Here is a 14,132-nt window from a genome sequence, read left to right as displayed (position 1 = left end):
GAACGGGCAGACTGATTCACTGCAACAACCTCCGGCCTCAGCCAATCTGGGACAGCTTGAGAAGATGCTTGAGGTCCTCGAGCATGTCCTTGCCACTGTGTTCCGATCCGTAGTGCATCATCACATTGCCGAACGGATCCACCAGCAGGATCCTGGGTTCAGTGTCGGGATCGACGCCGGTCGGCCAGGCCGGCGTGGCGCCCTCGGCGGGCACCAGACGTTCCATCAGGCTGTATTCCCGCGACCATTTGGAGGAAAGACCCGGCGGGACCGCCCCCAATGCCGCCGCCCGGGAGACCCGGTTGGCGTTCTTGCCCAGGGCAATGTTGACCTGTCGGGCAAGGTACAGCAGTTCCTGGCAGTCGCTGCCACAAGTACCTGCGACCACCATAAGCAGCCACTGGGGGTCGACCTTGTCGGGCCCGAACCTTGCCTCAACCGGTTCACCGGATGTGGTCTGGAGGTGGAGCGCCTGAACCGGAACCACCGGCTGAACCAGTGTACCGTTGTTGGTATGCCCGGCCGGATTGAGCCAGCCGGTGTAGAACATGACCGTGGCAATAATCATCGGGCCAAAGCCTAGGGCAAACAGCAGGAAGGCGGTGCGACGCCCCCGGCGGACCTGGTCGGGTGTCGGTTGGTCAGACTCTTGATGCTGGGTACCCTTGTCAGCCATTGTCATTGTCATTATTGGCTCCTGTCTTTCGATAACTCGCCGCTACAGTCAATATAGTCAGTGCCACGGCAAGCGCAAACCACTGAGCTGCATAGCCATAATGGGTTCCAGGCCCCATCAGGTCCGGCGTCCAGTCTGCCCGGAAAGCCCCGGGCTGTTGGCCACTGTCCAGGCGGATAATCACTGCCGGCAAACCTTCCACCGCATGGCCGGCGGCGGCTCTGGGAAGACGCTGAACCCGGCGCGGCCACTCCTGCTCTGCCTGATCCGACTCGGCGAGCACCGGTGGTACCGGATAGTCGGCAAGCCGGCCGGCAAGTTCAAGCAGGCCCTCCGGTGTGTCGATCTGCGGCAATCGTTCCCGGTTGCGGGGTGCCTGGATCCAGCCTCGATTCACCAGTACCGGTGGGCCCTCCAGCGGATGGAAGTCCGTGATGACTTCATAACCCGGAACACCGTCGCGGGTGCGATTATCCAGCAGCCAGGTATGATCGCCGTACAGGCCGGTGACCCGGACCGGTTTGCCGGAACGCACCTCGCCCTCGATCAGTTGCGGCCAGGGAAGGGTTTGCGCCTGCTGTTGCCAGCCATCGAGCATCGCCTGTTTTTGGCCGGCCCGGTCCAGTTGCCAGAAGCCGAGGCCAATCAGCAACGGCAGAAAGAAGCCGCTGAATAGCATCAATCGCCAGTCAAAACGCCATTTTCTCTTTGATGCCTGCGGATCAGCCATGCTTTGCTATAGTGACTCCACCGGCACCGGAAATTTCCGGTTTCGGGCAACCCCCAAACCTATAACAACAGGGATTCCCATGCTTAAGGCCGTCATCGTTGTCCTGATGCTCGCCGTTATTGCCAGCCTGTTCAGCGGATTGTTCTTCCTGATCCGGGACGGTGGCAAAACCAATCGGGTGGTCAATTCGCTCGCTGTCCGGGTCGCGCTCAGCATATTGCTCCTGGCGATTATCCTGATTGCCTTGTGGCAGGGCAGCCTGACACTGAATCCGACGCCCTGACCGCTTTTCCCGTCAGATGATGTAAACAAACACGAACAGGCCAAGCCAGACCACATCCACGAAGTGCCAGTACCAGGCCGCCGCCTCGAAACCGAAATGATTTTCTGCCGTGAAGTGGCCCTTGAAGATTCGCAACAACATAACGGTCAGCATGATCGATCCCAGCAGCACGTGTGCGCCGTGGAATCCGGTCAACATGAAGAAAGTGGTGCCATAAATGCCGGATTGCAGAGTCAGGTTCAGATCCTGGTAGGCGTGAATATACTCGTATCCCTGAACAAACATGAACACGACCGCCAGCGCGATGGTGGCGCCCAGCCATAACTTGGTCTTGGCCCGGTGGCCGGCCTTGAGTGCATGGTGGGCGATCGTGATCGTAAAGGACGAGGTGACCAGCAAAATGGTGTTCATCAAAGGCAGTCCCCAGGGACCGATGACCTCGCTGGGCCCCGGGTAGGCTTCGGGATTCGGGTTCTGGACCAGCGGCCAGGCGGCATTGAAGCCCTCCCACAGCATGGCTGAGGACCCCCTGTCCCCCTCACCGCCCAGCCAGGGCACCGCAAACACCCGCACATAGAACAGTGCACCGAAGAAAGCCGCAAAAAACATGACTTCCGAGAAGATGAACCAACTCATTCCCCAACGGAATGAGCGGTCCATCTGGTCACTGTACAGGCCGGCGCGGCCCTCCCTGATCACACTCCCGAACCAGCCGAACAGCATGTAGGCCATGATCAGGGCACCAATGAAGAACATCACCCAGGACGCAGTGGTGCTTTCCCCCTGGTTGCTGTTCACCATGATCGAGGCGACACCGTACAGCGTGACACCCAGGCCGACCGTTGCAACGATTGGCCATTTGCTCTGTTCCGGAACGTAGTAGGTCTGGTTTTCCGCCATGACAGTCTCCGATGGCTTAGCCGTTTGCGTTTGTTTTTGTTCTCACCTTCACCGGTCTTGCCGGGGCCTCACTTTACCTCCGGCGGCGTGGCAAAGGTGTGATAAGGCGCCGGCGAAGGTACGGTCCATTCCAGACCCTCTGCACCATCCCACGGTTTTGCCGCAGCTTCTTTACCGCCCCTGACACACTTGATCACGATCAGCAGGAACAGCAGCTGGGTGACGCCAAACATGAACGCACCGATGCTGGAAATCATGTTGAAGTCGGCAAACTGCAGGGCGTAATCGGGTATCCGGCGCGGCATGCCGGCCAGCCCGAGGAAGTGCATGGGGAAGAAGGCCAGATTCATGCCGACAAAAGACAACCAGAAATGGGTCTTGGCCAGGGTCTCGTCATACATATGACCGGTCCACTTGGGCAGCCAGAAATAAGCGGACGCGAAGATGCCGAAGATGGCACCGGGGACCAGCACATAGTGGAAGTGAGCCACCACGAAGTAGGTGTCGTGATACTGGAAATCCGCCGGGGCAATGGCGAGCATCAGTCCCGAGAAACCACCGATGGTGAACAGAATCACGAAGGCAACGGCAAACAGCATGGGCGCCTCGAAGGTCAGGGAGCCCCGGAACATGGTGGCCACCCAGTTGAAAACCTTCACCCCGGTCGGCACCGCGATCAGCATGGTGGCGTACATGAAGAACAGCTGCCCGGCGATGGGGATGCCCACGGTGAACATGTGGTGAGCCCAGACCACGAACGAGAGCAACGCGATGGCACCCACCGCATACACCATCGAGGCATACCCGAACAGCGGCTTGCGCGAGAACGCCGGAATGATGTGGGACACGGCACCAAAGGCCGGCAGGATCATGATGTAGACCTCGGGGTGCCCGAAGAACCAGAACACATGCTGGAACAGAACCGGGTCACCGCCACCGGAGGCGTCAAAGAAGCTGGTGCCGAAGTTGATGTCCATCAGCATCATGGTGACCACGCCGGCCAGAACCGGCATGACCGCGATCAGCAGGAAGGCGGTGATCAGCCAGGTCCACACGAACAGGGGCATCTTCATCAGGGTCATGCCCGGCGCACGCAGGTTCAGGATGGTGGCGATCACATTGATCGCGCCCATGATGGAGGAGATCCCCATGATGTGGACCGCGAAAATGAAGAAGGTGGTACTCGGCGGGCCGTAGGTCGTCGACAGCGGCGCGTAGAACGTCCAGCCGAAGTTGGGCGCACCGCCCTCCATGAACAGCGTGGATACCAGAATCAGGAACGCGCACGGCAGCAGCCAGAAACTCCAGTTGTTCATCCGTGGCAGCGCCATGTCCGGCGCACCGATCATCAGCGGCAGCATCCAGTTCGCCAGCCCCACGAAGGCGGGCATGACTGCACCGAACACCATGATCAGACCGTGCATGGTGGTCATCTGGTTGAAGAATTCCGGCTGCACGATCTGCAGGCCGGGCTGGAAAAGTTCCGCCCGAATCACCATGGCCATGGTTCCCCCAAGGAGGAACATGGCGAAACTGAACACCAGGTACATGGTCCCGATGTCCTTGTGGTTGGTGGTCAGCAGCCATCGGCTTATGCCTTTGGCCGGGCCGTGATGATGTTCCTGGGCGTGGGTATCTGCAACCGCACTCATGAAAACCCCCGTTACCGCCGTTAATTGTGGCTGGTGATCGTTATTATCTGGCGTCGATTACTGCTGATTCTTGTAATCCAGAATTTCCTTGGGCGTGACCATGTCACCGGTGTTGTTACCCCAGGCGTTCCGCTCGTAGGTAATCACCGCTGCCAGGTCCACCTCACTCAACTGGTTACCGAAGGCCTGCATCGCTGTACCGGCTTTGCCGTTGACCACGATGTCGATGTGCGCGGTCACGTCTCCGGTGGCAATCGGACTGCCCTTGAGTGCCGGGAACGCCGGCGGTGCACCGCTGCCGTCAGGCTGGTGACACGCTGCACAGGCGGTCTGGTAAGCTTTCTCGCCACGGGCCATGAGCTCGTCCATGGTCCAGTCCTTCTGCGTCAGCTCACGCTCCTTCTGGGCGGCTGCTTTCTGTTCCGCCAGCCAGACATTGAATTCCTCTTCGGGGACGGCCTCCACCACCACGGGCATGAAACCGTGATCCTTGCCACACAGCTCGGTGCACTGGCCACGATAGACACCAGGCTCGTCGACCCGGACCCAGGTCTCATTGATAAAACCGGGAATCGCGTCCTTCTTGACGCCGAACGCCGGCACCCACCAGGAGTGGATCACATCGTTGGCGGTCAACAGGAACCGGACCTTCTTGCCGACGGGGATGATCAGCGGGTTGTCCACTTCCAGCAGGTAGTTTTCACCCTTGTCCTGCCGGTTCTCGATCTGATCCCTGGGTGTGGCGAGGTTGGAGAAATAGCCGAAGTCCTGATCGACGTACTCGTATTGCCACTTCCACTGGTAGCCGGTGATTTTGACGTCCACCTCTGCCTCAGTGGTGTCGTACATATCGACCAGCGTCGCCGTGGCGGGGATCGCCATAACCACCAGGATGACGAACGGTATGATGGTCCAGAGGATTTCCACCAGGGTGTTTTCGTGGAAATTCGCCGGTTTGTGACCCTGGGATTTGCGGTGGGCGAAGATGGACCAGAACATGACCCCGAAGACCACCACGCCAATGACGACGCAGATCCACAGAATGGTCATGTGAAGGCTGAAAATATCATTACTGGTGCCGGTCACCCCGGGGCTCATGTTCATCGTCCAGTCCGCCATGGACCAGGTCGGGAACACAAGACCACCCAACAGGGCACCTGCCCGCTTAGCGTGCACGCGCATACTGTGTCTCCACAGAGTGTTATTCTTGTCGGATTTTGCGTTATCCCTCTGTTTTGACGGCGCTCGCAGAAACACCGGCAAATCCAGAGTGAAAGCCTGCTTACGGATACTCCAAATTCGAGTATAGACACAGATCAAAAAAAGACTAAAAAATCGGATAAACCCAAAGATGATAAACTGGGATTTTTAAGAATCAGAAAGAATATGACTTTTCACCTGCCCACCCTGGACCGGCGCCTCTGGGCGCTGGCCTGGCCATTGATGCTGACCAACCTGACCGTCCCCCTGCTGGGCCTGGTGGATACGGCGGTGCTTGGCCACCTTGAAAGCCCGGAATACCTGGGCGCGGTGGCGGTCGGAGCCAACCTGTTCAGCATCCTGTACTGGACCTTCGGCTTCATGCGCATGGGGACCACCGGACTCGCCGCTCAGGCATGGGGCAAGCGGGACAGTTTTGGCCAGGTCGCGTTGCTGTTACGGTCAGTCCTGCTCGCGGTGGCCATCGGCCTGCTGCTGATCCTGTTTCACCAGCCGCTGATCCGTATCGGTCTGGTGTTGATGAATCCGAGCCCGGATGTGACCGGACTGGCGGCGGAATACGCAGCGATCCGGATCTGGAGCGCGCCGGCGGTGCTGTGCCAGTACACTCTGGTGGGCTGGCTCATCGGCATGCAGTTTCCCCGGGGGCCGATGATCATGCTGATTGTCGCCAACGGCCTGAATATCGTACTGGATGTGCTGTTTGTCACCGGGCTGGGCTGGAACAGCCGGGGGGTGGCCATTGCCACGGTGATCGCCGAATATGGCGCCGCCGCAATCGGCTTCGCCATCGTGCTGACCCGTGTGCCAGACGGTCAGCGCCTGACCCGGGAACTCCTCGGGCGGCTGCCGGACTACCTGAGGATATTGCGGGTGAACCGCTACATCATGGTGCGGACCATCGCCCTGTTGCTGGTACTGGCGTTCTTTACCGCCCAGGGGGCCCGGCAGGGCGATACCATTCTGGCCGCCAACGCCGTGCTCATAACCTTCCTGCTGGTGATCTCCAACGCCCTGGACGGCTTTGCCAACGCCGCCGAGGCTCTGATCGGCGAGGCCATCGGCAAGGGCAGCCGGCGCCGCTTCCGCCTGGTGTTCCGCAGCGCACTGAGATGGTCCCTGTGGGGCGCACTGCTGCTGACCATCCTCTTTGTCTTCGGGGGGCGTCAGCTGGTCGCGTTGCTGACCGGTATCGAAGCGGTCCGTGTCACCGCGTGGGAATACCTGCCATGGCTGTGGCTGCTGCCATTCGCCTCGGTGTGGGGCTTCCTGCTGGACGGGGTCTTCATCGGAGCCACCCGCACCCGGGACATGCAGAACACCATGCTATTCTCCGCCCTGATCGTATTCCTGCCGGTGTGGTGGCTGACCACCGGGTGGGGCAACCACGGCCTCTGGTTTTCCCTGATCTGTCTGATGCTTGCCCGGGCACTGAGCATGGGCTGGCTGTGCTGGTCCCACACCCGGGCCGGGCGCTGGTTCGAGTCGTCGTGACACAACCTGTCCGGGCGGTAATCCTCTGACCAGGCAATTTGCGGTCGAAGCACCGGCAAGCAGACAAATGTCGACTACACTAGTCAGAAACAGCAGGCCGGTTGGCCGAGTGCACCGCTTCCTGCTGCACTCGTTGACTCGTTGCAAACAACGGGAGGCGCCTTGCGACCTCAACTAGCACAGACACTGGCATCTCCTCACATGACACCACAGGTAGTGCTCGAAATCATTGACGACGCCCGGCGCAAGGAAGCCCGATCCGGGACCTTCCTCCGCCAGCTTCGCGAGACGGCAGAGCGGTTACCATCGTCCGTGGTCATCGAGGGCTACCAGCCGGCCACCGCATTGTTCCAGTTCGCCATCGAATACATCGAAATGGCGCCACGGCTGATTGAATGCGTGGAGGCCTGCGCCCGCGAGGCGGGCAAAGCCGAGCTGTTCCGGCCCTTCGTGGACGCGGCCATACGTTACTTTACCCAGCCCTCGGTTCTGCTGGTGCGCTACGATGGGCTCGACGGCCTGCTCATCCGCGCCTACCTGTGTCATCGCCTGATGGAAGAAATGCACGAAAACAACCGGTCCATCCGGCAAAGCGAACTGGTGGATATCGAGGCCACTCGCGCCAATCTTCTGGTACACCAACTGATCGGCGAGCCTTTTGCCAACGAGCTGGATGATTCGGTCACGGTCACCGTACTGCAGATCGCCGGCACGCCCGATTACTACAACCTCAACCTGGATCCGTTCGTCGAGCAGGTAAACAACGAAGCCTGGAACTGGATGCGCCGCTACTGGGAAAACCTGCTGGTCCGTAACCATATCCGGTTTTCACTGGGCGGAGGTCTGGTTTAGGCGGTATCCTTGGCGGTTTTCCACTACTTCAACCAGCCACAGGAGGCTTCATGCTGGAAAACGCCGATCTGGGAAAACTGATTCTGCGCCTGACCCTGGGTGGCCTGATGCTGTTTCATGGCATTGCCAAGCTGCTCCATGGGGTCGGCTTCATCGAGGGGGAGTTGGCCAGCCACGGGCTGCCCGCATTTCTGGCCTACGGCGTGTTTATCGGCGAGCTGATCGCTCCACTGATGATCATCCTCGGCTACCAGACCCGGATCGGCGCCCTGCTGATTGCGTTCAACATGATCGTGGCCATCATCCTGGTTCATGCCCATGAGTTGCTGGCACTGGGCCGTAACGGCGGGCTGGCCCTGGAACTCCAGCTGTTCTTCCTGTTCACCGCCGTCGCCCTGGTCTTCCTCGGACCTGGCAGGTACAAGCTCAAGAACTGAAGGGCTAACCATGACCGAAAAGAAACCGACCATAAGCCCCGGACGTTACCGGCACTACAAGGGCCAGGATTACGAAGTGATCGGCGTCGCCCGCCACAGCGAAACCGAAGAGCCCCTGGTGGTCTACCGCTGCCTGTACGGTGACTACAGCCTCTGGGTACGCCCCCTCGCCATGTTCCGGGAAACCGTGGAAGTCGCCGGAGAACTGGTTCCCCGCTTTGCCCGCCTGGACGACTGAGTTCGGTAATCCCGTTTTGACTCGGGCGTTCATTTCCTGCACATTACCGCGCTTTTCATGACGCCGGCCCCCACAAGGGGCCGGAAAACCCTTGATTCCTACCCGGAGTTTGCCATGAATGCCGTTGTTGCCGCGGTACTGATCATGCTCGTACTGAGCCTGTGCCGCATTCACGTTGTCGTTGCCCTGATCGTCGGCGCCATTTCCGGCGGCCTGATCGCGGGCATGTCCCTGGACGCCACCATCCAAGCCTTCAACAACGGGCTGGGCGGCGGTGCCACCGTTGCACTGTCCTACGCCACCCTGGGTGCCTTTGCCGTAGCCATCGGCAAATCCGGCCTCGCCCACGCTCTGGCCGACCGCGCCCTGGCTCTGGTCGGCCGCCAGGAAGACGGCAGCGCCGCCACCGGCATCCGCTTCCTTATCGTCGGGTTGTTGCTGGCCATCGCCATCTCGTCACAGAACATCCTGCCGATCCACATCGCCTTCATCCCGCTGGTGGTTCCGCCGCTGCTATACGTGATGGCGAAACTCAACATGGACCGCCGGCTCGTGGCCTGCGTGCTGACCTTCGGCCTGATCACTCCGTACATGTTCCTGCCGGTAGGTTTCGGCGGCATCTACCTGAATGAGATCCTGCTGGCCAACGTGGCCGACAACGGCGTTGACGCCTCCGGCCTGAACGTCATGTCCGCCATGGCGCTGCCGGCCCTGGGTATGCTGGTGGGCCTGCTGATTGCTGTGTTCTTCAGCTATCGGGGCGACCGCAAATACAACATGGAAGCCATTGCGAAGACCGAGCGCGTCAACGTCAGCTACAGCCCCCGCACCCTGGTCATGGCCCTGGCGGCGATTGTGGTCGCCTTCGTGGTTCAGCTCTGGCTCGGCTCCATGATCCTGGGCGCACTGGCCGGCTTCGTATTGTTCAACCTGTCCGGCGTGGTGAAGTGGAAAGAGGCCGATGACCTGTTCACCGAGGGCATGAAAATGCTGGCTATGATCGGCTTCATCATGATCGCTGCCAACGGCTTTGCGGAAGTGATGCGGGAAACCGGCGACATCGCCACCCTGGTGGAAGGCTCCGTCGCCGCCATCGGCGAGAACAAGCCCCTGGCGGCCTTCCTGATGCTGGCGGTAGGCCTGCTGATCACCATGGGTATTGGCTCATCCTTCTCCACCATCCCCATTATCGCGGCCCTGTACGTCCCGCTGGCCCTGCAGATGGGCTTCAGCCCCCTGGCCATCGTGGCCCTGGTCGGCACCGCCGGCGCCCTGGGCGACGCGGGCTCCCCGGCCTCCGACTCCACTCTCGGCCCCACCGCCGGCCTGAACGTCGACGGCCAGCACAACCACATCTGGGATACCGTGGTGCCGACGTTCCTGCACTACAACTTGCCGTTGCTGGGCTTTGGGTGGTTGGCGGCGATGGTGCTCTGACTTTGGAGTACGCCGTTCTTTTGTAGCCTGCTGGTTGGGAGGCTTTGAGGGGGCGGGGTACCTTTTCTTCTGGGGACAAAGAACTCGCTTCGCTCAGACAATTGTCCCCGGCAGAAAAGGTACCCCGCCCCCTCGTTCACTTAACTAACAGGTATATCGAAGAAATACTGCCGGGATTTTTGGGTGTTTGCGTCTCCCCGCTTCAAGTTGCGGAAATTCCCCGAGAATCAGGGCTACTCGGTAATAAACCAAAAAAACTTCGAGGCATTGTCATGGACATATCGGAGTGGTCCGTGAGAGAGGGAGTGGGGGTGCTTTCCTGCAGGGCACAATTGTCTGAGCGAAGCGAGTTCTTTGTGCCCGAAAGGAAAGCACCCCCACTCCCTCAAAGCCCCCACAACAACCAGGCTAGGACCGAAGTCAGTCCTCTGAACCTGCCTTAAAGAACACCACCTGCTTAACGGTATGATCATCCTCGTTCTTGCGCTTGTTCACCCGGGTTTCCAGTTCCAGCACCTGGGTATCCGGCTCCTCGGACAACCCATCGGTGAACCCGCAGGCCACGCATTCGCGTACCTGCTTGTCGTTGTCATCCGTGAACATCATGATCTTGTCCATCTCCGCACAGCGGGGGCAAACCGCGCCGGCGATGAAACGTTTCGGACTTGCCATAGGTTTCTCCGGTTTTGCAGATCGGTAGCCGGGCTTCGCATCGCTCCACCCGGCCCATTACCGAAATTGTATCAGGCGGCGTCGTCCGTGATGCCGGATTGTCTCAACAGGGCGTCCACCCGGGGCTCGCGGCCGCGGAAGGCCTTGAACAGTTCCATGGGCTCCTGCGAGCCGCCTTTCTCCAGGATGTTCTTCAGGAAGGCCTTGCCGGTTTCCGGATCAAAGATGCCTTTCTCTTCGAACAGGGAGAAGGCATCCGCCGCCAGCACTTCCGCCCATTTGTAGCTGTAGTAGCCCGCTGCGTAACCGCCGGCGAAGATGTGGGAGAAGGCGTTGGGGAAGCGGTTGAACTCCGGCGCTTCCACCACCGCGATTTCTTCCCGCACCTTGCGGTGCATCTCCAGCGGGTTGGTGGGAGCCTCGTCGACGAATTCCGCATGCAGGCGGAAGTCGAACAGCGAGAACTCCAGCTGGCGCACCATGCCCATGCCGGACTGGAAATTCTTGGCCGCCAGCAGCTTCTGCAGCAAATCCTCGGGCAACGGTTCGCCAGTCTCGTGGTGGCTGGCAATCAGCGCCAGGGATTCGGGGTTCCAGCACCAGTTCTCCAGGAACTGGCTGGGCAGCTCCACCGCATCCCAGGCCACGCCATTGATGCCGGATACATCCAGCACATCCACCTGGGTCAGCATGTGGTGCAGGCCGTGCCCAAACTCGTGGAACAGGGTAGTCACTTCGTCGTGGGTCAGGAGTGATGGCTTGCCATTCACCGGCGGCGTGAAGTTACAGGTCAGGAACGCCACCGGGAGCTGCAAACGACCGCGCTGGTCACGCCAGCGGACCCGGCAGTCGGCCATCCAGGCACCGCCACGCTTGCCCTGACGGGCAAACAGATCCAGGTAGAACCACGCCACCGGCTCACCATGACGGCTGATGCAGTAGGCGGTGGCGTCTTCGTGCCAGGTCTCGACCTCAGGCCGTTCCTCGATCTGGACATCGAATAGTTTCTCGGCCACCCGGAACAGGCCCGGCACCACCTTGTTGACCGGGAACCAGGGGCGCAGGGTCTCCGGGGAGATATCGTACTGCTTCTGGCGCAGCTTCTCGCTGTAGTAACCGATGTCCCAGGCCTGCAAATCCTCCACGCCGTGTTCATCTTTGGCGAAGGCCTTCAGTTCGGCAAATTCCTTCTCCGCCACCGGCTTGGACTTCGCTGCCAGCTGGTTCAGGAACTCCAGCACTTCGTCGACACTGCGGGCCATCTTGGTGGCGAGGGAACGTTCGGCGTAGTTGTTGAAGCCCAGCAGCTGGGACAGGGCATGGCGGCGCTTCAGGATTTCCGCCATCACCGGGGTGTTGTCCCAGGTACCGGCATCCGGCCCCTGATCGGAAGCGCGGGTGACAAACGCTTCGTACACTTCCCGGCGCAGGTTGCGGTTATCACAGTAGGTCATGACCGGGTAGAAACTGGGAAAGTCCAGGGTGATGACATAACCCTCCAGCTCTTTTTGGCGGGCCGCCTGCTTCGCACCCTCGATGGCGGTTTCCGGCAGGCCGGAGAGTTCGTCCACGTCGGTGATGTGCTTGTACCAGTGCTGCGTGGCATCCAGTACGTTGTCGCTGAACTTGTTGGACAGCTCCGCCAGCTCCCGGGACAGGTCCGCGTAACGCTTTTTCTTGTCCGCTGGCAGGTCGACACCGCCCAGGTGAAAATCGCGCAGGGTGTTCTCGATGGACTTGCGCTGCGGCTCGCTCAGGTCCTTGAAGTCGTCCCGCGCCGCCAGTTTCTTGTAGGCGTTGCACAGGGCTTCGTTCTGGCTGATCTCGGTGCTGTATTCGGTCAGCTTTTCCAGGCAGTTTTTGTAGACCTTGCGCAGCTCATCATTGTTCATCACCCCGTTCAGGTGGGAGATCACCGACCAGGCGTTGGAGAGCTTGTCTTCCAGCGCCTGCATGGGCTGAGCCAGGGTGTCCCAGGTGGGATCGTCCTGCTCGGCCAGCTGGCTGATCTTCATGCGGTTCTCGCTGAGAATCTGGTCAATTGCCGTTTCCATGTGCTCGGTGCGGACATGGTCAAACTTAGGCAACAGATCGTCGGTCAGTAACGGATTATTCATAGGTCCTCTTCTCAGCAGTACGTGGATACGATAGTTTCAGGCGACTGCGATGTTCGGGGAGTCTCCGGGGGAAGGCTTTCCAAAACTGTGCGGAGCCATGGATGGCGGAGCCCAAGCGTCACATGGACGTGCCCCCAGGAGCGTGTTTTGGAAAGCCTTCCCCCGGAGACTCCTGCCTCCAAACCCAGAAACACCTGAAAGGTATATGTAATGACGAATGTACGCTCTCACAAGGGTATTACGCCACATTTTGGGGAACGGTGCTGGGTCGATCCCAGTGCCGTGGTGATCGGGGATGTCCAGACCGGTGAGGATGTGTCGATCTGGCCGATGACCGTGGTGCGGGGCGACATGCACCAGATTCGCATCGGGGACCGGTGCAGCATTCAGGACGGGTCCGTGCTCCACATTACCCATGCCAGTGACTACAACCCCGGCGGCTATCCGCTGACGCTGGGCGATGACGTCACGGTCGGCCACAAGGCCCTGTTGCATGGCTGCACCATCGGCAGCCGGGTCCTGGTGGGCATGGGCTGCATCATCATGGATGGCGCCGTGGTGGAAGACGAGGTGATCGTGGCCGCCGGCTGCCTGGTGCCGCCCGGCAAGACGCTGGAATCCGGTTACCTGTACGTGGGATCGCCAGCCAAACAGGCCCGACCGCTGACCGAAAAAGAACGCACCTTTTTCAAATACACCGCAGCCAACTACGTCAGGCTCAAGGACGAATACCTGGCAGAAGCACCCCGCTGACGCAGGTCAAAAATCACTCAATGGGTGCTTGAAAAATGCCGGGGTGCTCCTACATTCGAAAATAGCAGATGTTCACGGATAACCAGCCGGCAAGGCGCCACCGGCATGGAGTTGTTCCGCGAGCGAAGCTGATGAACCACATTCAGATTCGTTTTCGTCACAAGGAGGATTTTCCTATGAGCAACCTGACACGCTGGAATCCGATCAATGAGTTCGAAGACCTGATGAACCGCTACAACCGGATGTTCGGACTGACCCGGGCCGGTGAACGGGAAGGCAAGGACCTGTTCAGCCGTAGCGACTGGGCTCCGGCCGTGGATATCAAGGAGACCGACCAGGCCTTTACCGTCGAGGCGGAATTGCCCGGCATGTCCAAGGACGATGTCAAGGTGACCGTGCATGACGGTGTTCTCACCATCAAGGGTGAACGCAAGCAGGAAGAGGAAACCGAGGACAAGAAGGTGCACCGCATCGAGCGGTTCTACGGCAGTTTCATGCGCCGCTTCACCCTGCCGGACAATGTTGACGAGAACAGCGTCAAGGCCAGTTTCAAGGATGGTCTGCTGACCCTGACCATCAACAAGGCGGAACCGAAGGAGCCCAAGGCGATCGAAGTAAACGTGGAATAAACGCGCTTCGGTTCACACCGGAATCTCCCGATGGCAGGCGC

15 protein-coding genes are annotated in these 14,132 nt (G+C 59.9%); 8 read left to right on the top strand and 7 right to left on the bottom strand.

Features of this window, described 5'->3' with window-relative positions; genetic code table 11:
- Nucleotides 1–37: 37 nt before the first annotated feature.
- Both MD273_RS11590 and MD273_RS11585 read right to left on the bottom strand, forming a co-directional pair.
- The gene (locus tag MD273_RS11590) at nt 38–688 is read right to left on the bottom strand and encodes a redox-active disulfide-containing membrane protein (RefSeq protein WP_239037954.1); all 651 of its coding nucleotides are present in this window, start codon (nt 686–688) and stop codon (nt 38–40) included.
- Nucleotides 669–1,406 (bottom strand): SURF1 family protein, encoded by a 738-nt coding sequence (locus tag MD273_RS11585; protein ID WP_239037953.1) that lies wholly within the window; start codon nt 1,404–1,406, stop codon nt 669–671. Before MD273_RS11585 ends, MD273_RS11590 begins: the two co-directional genes overlap by 20 nt.
- Before the next feature lie 79 nt (nt 1,407–1,485).
- Between MD273_RS11585 and MD273_RS11580 the strand changes: the two genes are divergently transcribed.
- Complete coding sequence (locus tag MD273_RS11580; protein WP_239037952.1) at nt 1,486–1,689, top strand: twin transmembrane helix small protein; 204 nt, start codon at nt 1,486–1,488, stop codon at nt 1,687–1,689.
- Between the two features lie 12 nt (nt 1,690–1,701).
- Here the strand turns inward: MD273_RS11580 and MD273_RS11575 are convergent, their stop codons facing one another.
- From MD273_RS11575 to coxB, 3 genes are all read right to left on the bottom strand, one after another.
- Nucleotides 1,702–2,589, bottom strand: coding sequence for a cytochrome c oxidase subunit 3 (locus MD273_RS11575; protein ID WP_239037951.1), 888 nt, complete (start codon nt 2,587–2,589; stop codon nt 1,702–1,704).
- Nucleotides 2,590–2,657: 68 nt separating this feature from the next.
- Nucleotides 2,658–4,241, bottom strand: a complete 1,584-nt coding sequence (gene ctaD, locus MD273_RS11570; RefSeq protein ID WP_239037950.1) for a cytochrome c oxidase subunit I — start codon at nt 4,239–4,241, stop codon at nt 2,658–2,660.
- A 57-nt stretch (nt 4,242–4,298) separates the two neighbouring features.
- Nucleotides 4,299–5,423 carry a cytochrome c oxidase subunit II gene (gene coxB, locus MD273_RS11565; protein WP_239037949.1) on the bottom strand — a complete coding sequence of 375 codons (1,125 nt, stop codon included), beginning with the start codon at nt 5,421–5,423 and terminating at the stop codon, nt 4,299–4,301.
- Nucleotides 5,424–5,627: 204 nt separating this feature from the next.
- Here coxB and MD273_RS11560 point away from each other — a divergent pair, with 204 nt between their 5' ends.
- From MD273_RS11560 to MD273_RS11540, 5 genes are all read left to right on the top strand, one after another.
- The gene (locus tag MD273_RS11560; RefSeq protein ID WP_239037948.1) at nt 5,628–6,956 is read left to right on the top strand and encodes an MATE family efflux transporter; all 1,329 of its coding nucleotides are present in this window, start codon (nt 5,628–5,630) and stop codon (nt 6,954–6,956) included.
- A 201-nt stretch (nt 6,957–7,157) separates the two neighbouring features.
- The gene (locus tag MD273_RS11555; protein ID WP_239037947.1) at nt 7,158–7,808 is read left to right on the top strand and encodes a hypothetical protein; all 651 of its coding nucleotides are present in this window, start codon (nt 7,158–7,160) and stop codon (nt 7,806–7,808) included.
- A 50-nt stretch (nt 7,809–7,858) separates the two neighbouring features.
- Nucleotides 7,859–8,245, top strand: a complete 387-nt coding sequence (locus MD273_RS11550; protein WP_239037946.1) for a DoxX family protein — start codon at nt 7,859–7,861, stop codon at nt 8,243–8,245.
- A gap of 10 nt (nt 8,246–8,255) precedes the next feature.
- On the top strand, nt 8,256–8,483 hold the full coding sequence (locus MD273_RS11545; RefSeq protein WP_239037945.1) for a DUF1653 domain-containing protein: 228 nt from the start codon (nt 8,256–8,258) through the stop codon (nt 8,481–8,483).
- Between the two features lie 114 nt (nt 8,484–8,597).
- The gene (locus tag MD273_RS11540) at nt 8,598–9,920 is read left to right on the top strand and encodes a Na+/H+ antiporter family protein (RefSeq protein WP_239037944.1); all 1,323 of its coding nucleotides are present in this window, start codon (nt 8,598–8,600) and stop codon (nt 9,918–9,920) included.
- A gap of 420 nt (nt 9,921–10,340) precedes the next feature.
- On the opposite strand, the gene MD273_RS11535 is transcribed toward MD273_RS11540, so the two are convergent.
- Both MD273_RS11535 and prlC read right to left on the bottom strand, forming a co-directional pair.
- A complete protein-coding gene (locus MD273_RS11535; protein WP_239037943.1) occupies nt 10,341–10,592 on the bottom strand; it encodes a YheV family putative zinc ribbon protein in 252 nt (83 codons plus the stop codon).
- A gap of 71 nt (nt 10,593–10,663) precedes the next feature.
- Nucleotides 10,664–12,709 (bottom strand): oligopeptidase A, encoded by a 2,046-nt coding sequence (gene prlC, locus MD273_RS11530; protein ID WP_239037942.1) that lies wholly within the window; start codon nt 12,707–12,709, stop codon nt 10,664–10,666.
- Nucleotides 12,710–12,919: 210 nt separating this feature from the next.
- Here prlC and MD273_RS11525 point away from each other — a divergent pair, with 210 nt between their 5' ends.
- Nucleotides 12,920–13,462, top strand: coding sequence for a gamma carbonic anhydrase family protein (locus MD273_RS11525; RefSeq protein ID WP_239037941.1), 543 nt, complete (start codon nt 12,920–12,922; stop codon nt 13,460–13,462).
- A gap of 176 nt (nt 13,463–13,638) precedes the next feature.
- Nucleotides 13,639–14,091 (top strand): Hsp20/alpha crystallin family protein, encoded by a 453-nt coding sequence (locus MD273_RS11520; protein WP_239037940.1) that lies wholly within the window; start codon nt 13,639–13,641, stop codon nt 14,089–14,091.
- Nucleotides 14,092–14,132: the final 41 nt, after the last annotated feature.

Origin of the sequence: Marinobacter sp. C7 (assembly GCF_022343555.1) — a bacterium.
Taxonomy (GTDB): Bacteria; Pseudomonadota; Gammaproteobacteria; order Pseudomonadales; family Oleiphilaceae; genus Marinobacter.
The sequence above is the reverse complement of the archived record's forward strand: the minus strand, read 5'-3'. Positions and strand labels throughout refer to the sequence as shown.

Bases quoted from the DNA above. Each gene is read 5' to 3' on its own strand.
- MD273_RS11590 (WP_239037954.1), bottom strand. From the start codon at position 688: ATGACAATGACAATGGCTGACAAGGGTACCCAGCATCAAGAGTCTGAC.
- MD273_RS11585 (WP_239037953.1), bottom strand. From the start codon at position 1,406: ATGGCTGATCCGCAGGCATCAAAGAGAAAATGGCGTTTTGACTGGCGA.
- MD273_RS11580 (WP_239037952.1), top strand. From the start codon at position 1,486: ATGCTTAAGGCCGTCATCGTTGTCCTGATGCTCGCCGTTATTGCCAGC.
- MD273_RS11575 (WP_239037951.1), bottom strand. From the start codon at position 2,589: ATGGCGGAAAACCAGACCTACTACGTTCCGGAACAGAGCAAATGGCCA.
- ctaD (WP_239037950.1), bottom strand. From the start codon at position 4,241: ATGAGTGCGGTTGCAGATACCCACGCCCAGGAACATCATCACGGCCCG.
- coxB (WP_239037949.1), bottom strand. From the start codon at position 5,423: ATGCGCGTGCACGCTAAGCGGGCAGGTGCCCTGTTGGGTGGTCTTGTG.
- MD273_RS11560 (WP_239037948.1), top strand. From the start codon at position 5,628: ATGACTTTTCACCTGCCCACCCTGGACCGGCGCCTCTGGGCGCTGGCC.
- MD273_RS11555 (WP_239037947.1), top strand. From the start codon at position 7,158: ATGACACCACAGGTAGTGCTCGAAATCATTGACGACGCCCGGCGCAAG.
- MD273_RS11550 (WP_239037946.1), top strand. From the start codon at position 7,859: ATGCTGGAAAACGCCGATCTGGGAAAACTGATTCTGCGCCTGACCCTG.
- MD273_RS11545 (WP_239037945.1), top strand. From the start codon at position 8,256: ATGACCGAAAAGAAACCGACCATAAGCCCCGGACGTTACCGGCACTAC.
- MD273_RS11540 (WP_239037944.1), top strand. From the start codon at position 8,598: ATGAATGCCGTTGTTGCCGCGGTACTGATCATGCTCGTACTGAGCCTG.
- MD273_RS11535 (WP_239037943.1), bottom strand. From the start codon at position 10,592: ATGGCAAGTCCGAAACGTTTCATCGCCGGCGCGGTTTGCCCCCGCTGT.
- prlC (WP_239037942.1), bottom strand. From the start codon at position 12,709: ATGAATAATCCGTTACTGACCGACGATCTGTTGCCTAAGTTTGACCAT.
- MD273_RS11525 (WP_239037941.1), top strand. From the start codon at position 12,920: ATGACGAATGTACGCTCTCACAAGGGTATTACGCCACATTTTGGGGAA.
- MD273_RS11520 (WP_239037940.1), top strand. From the start codon at position 13,639: ATGAGCAACCTGACACGCTGGAATCCGATCAATGAGTTCGAAGACCTG.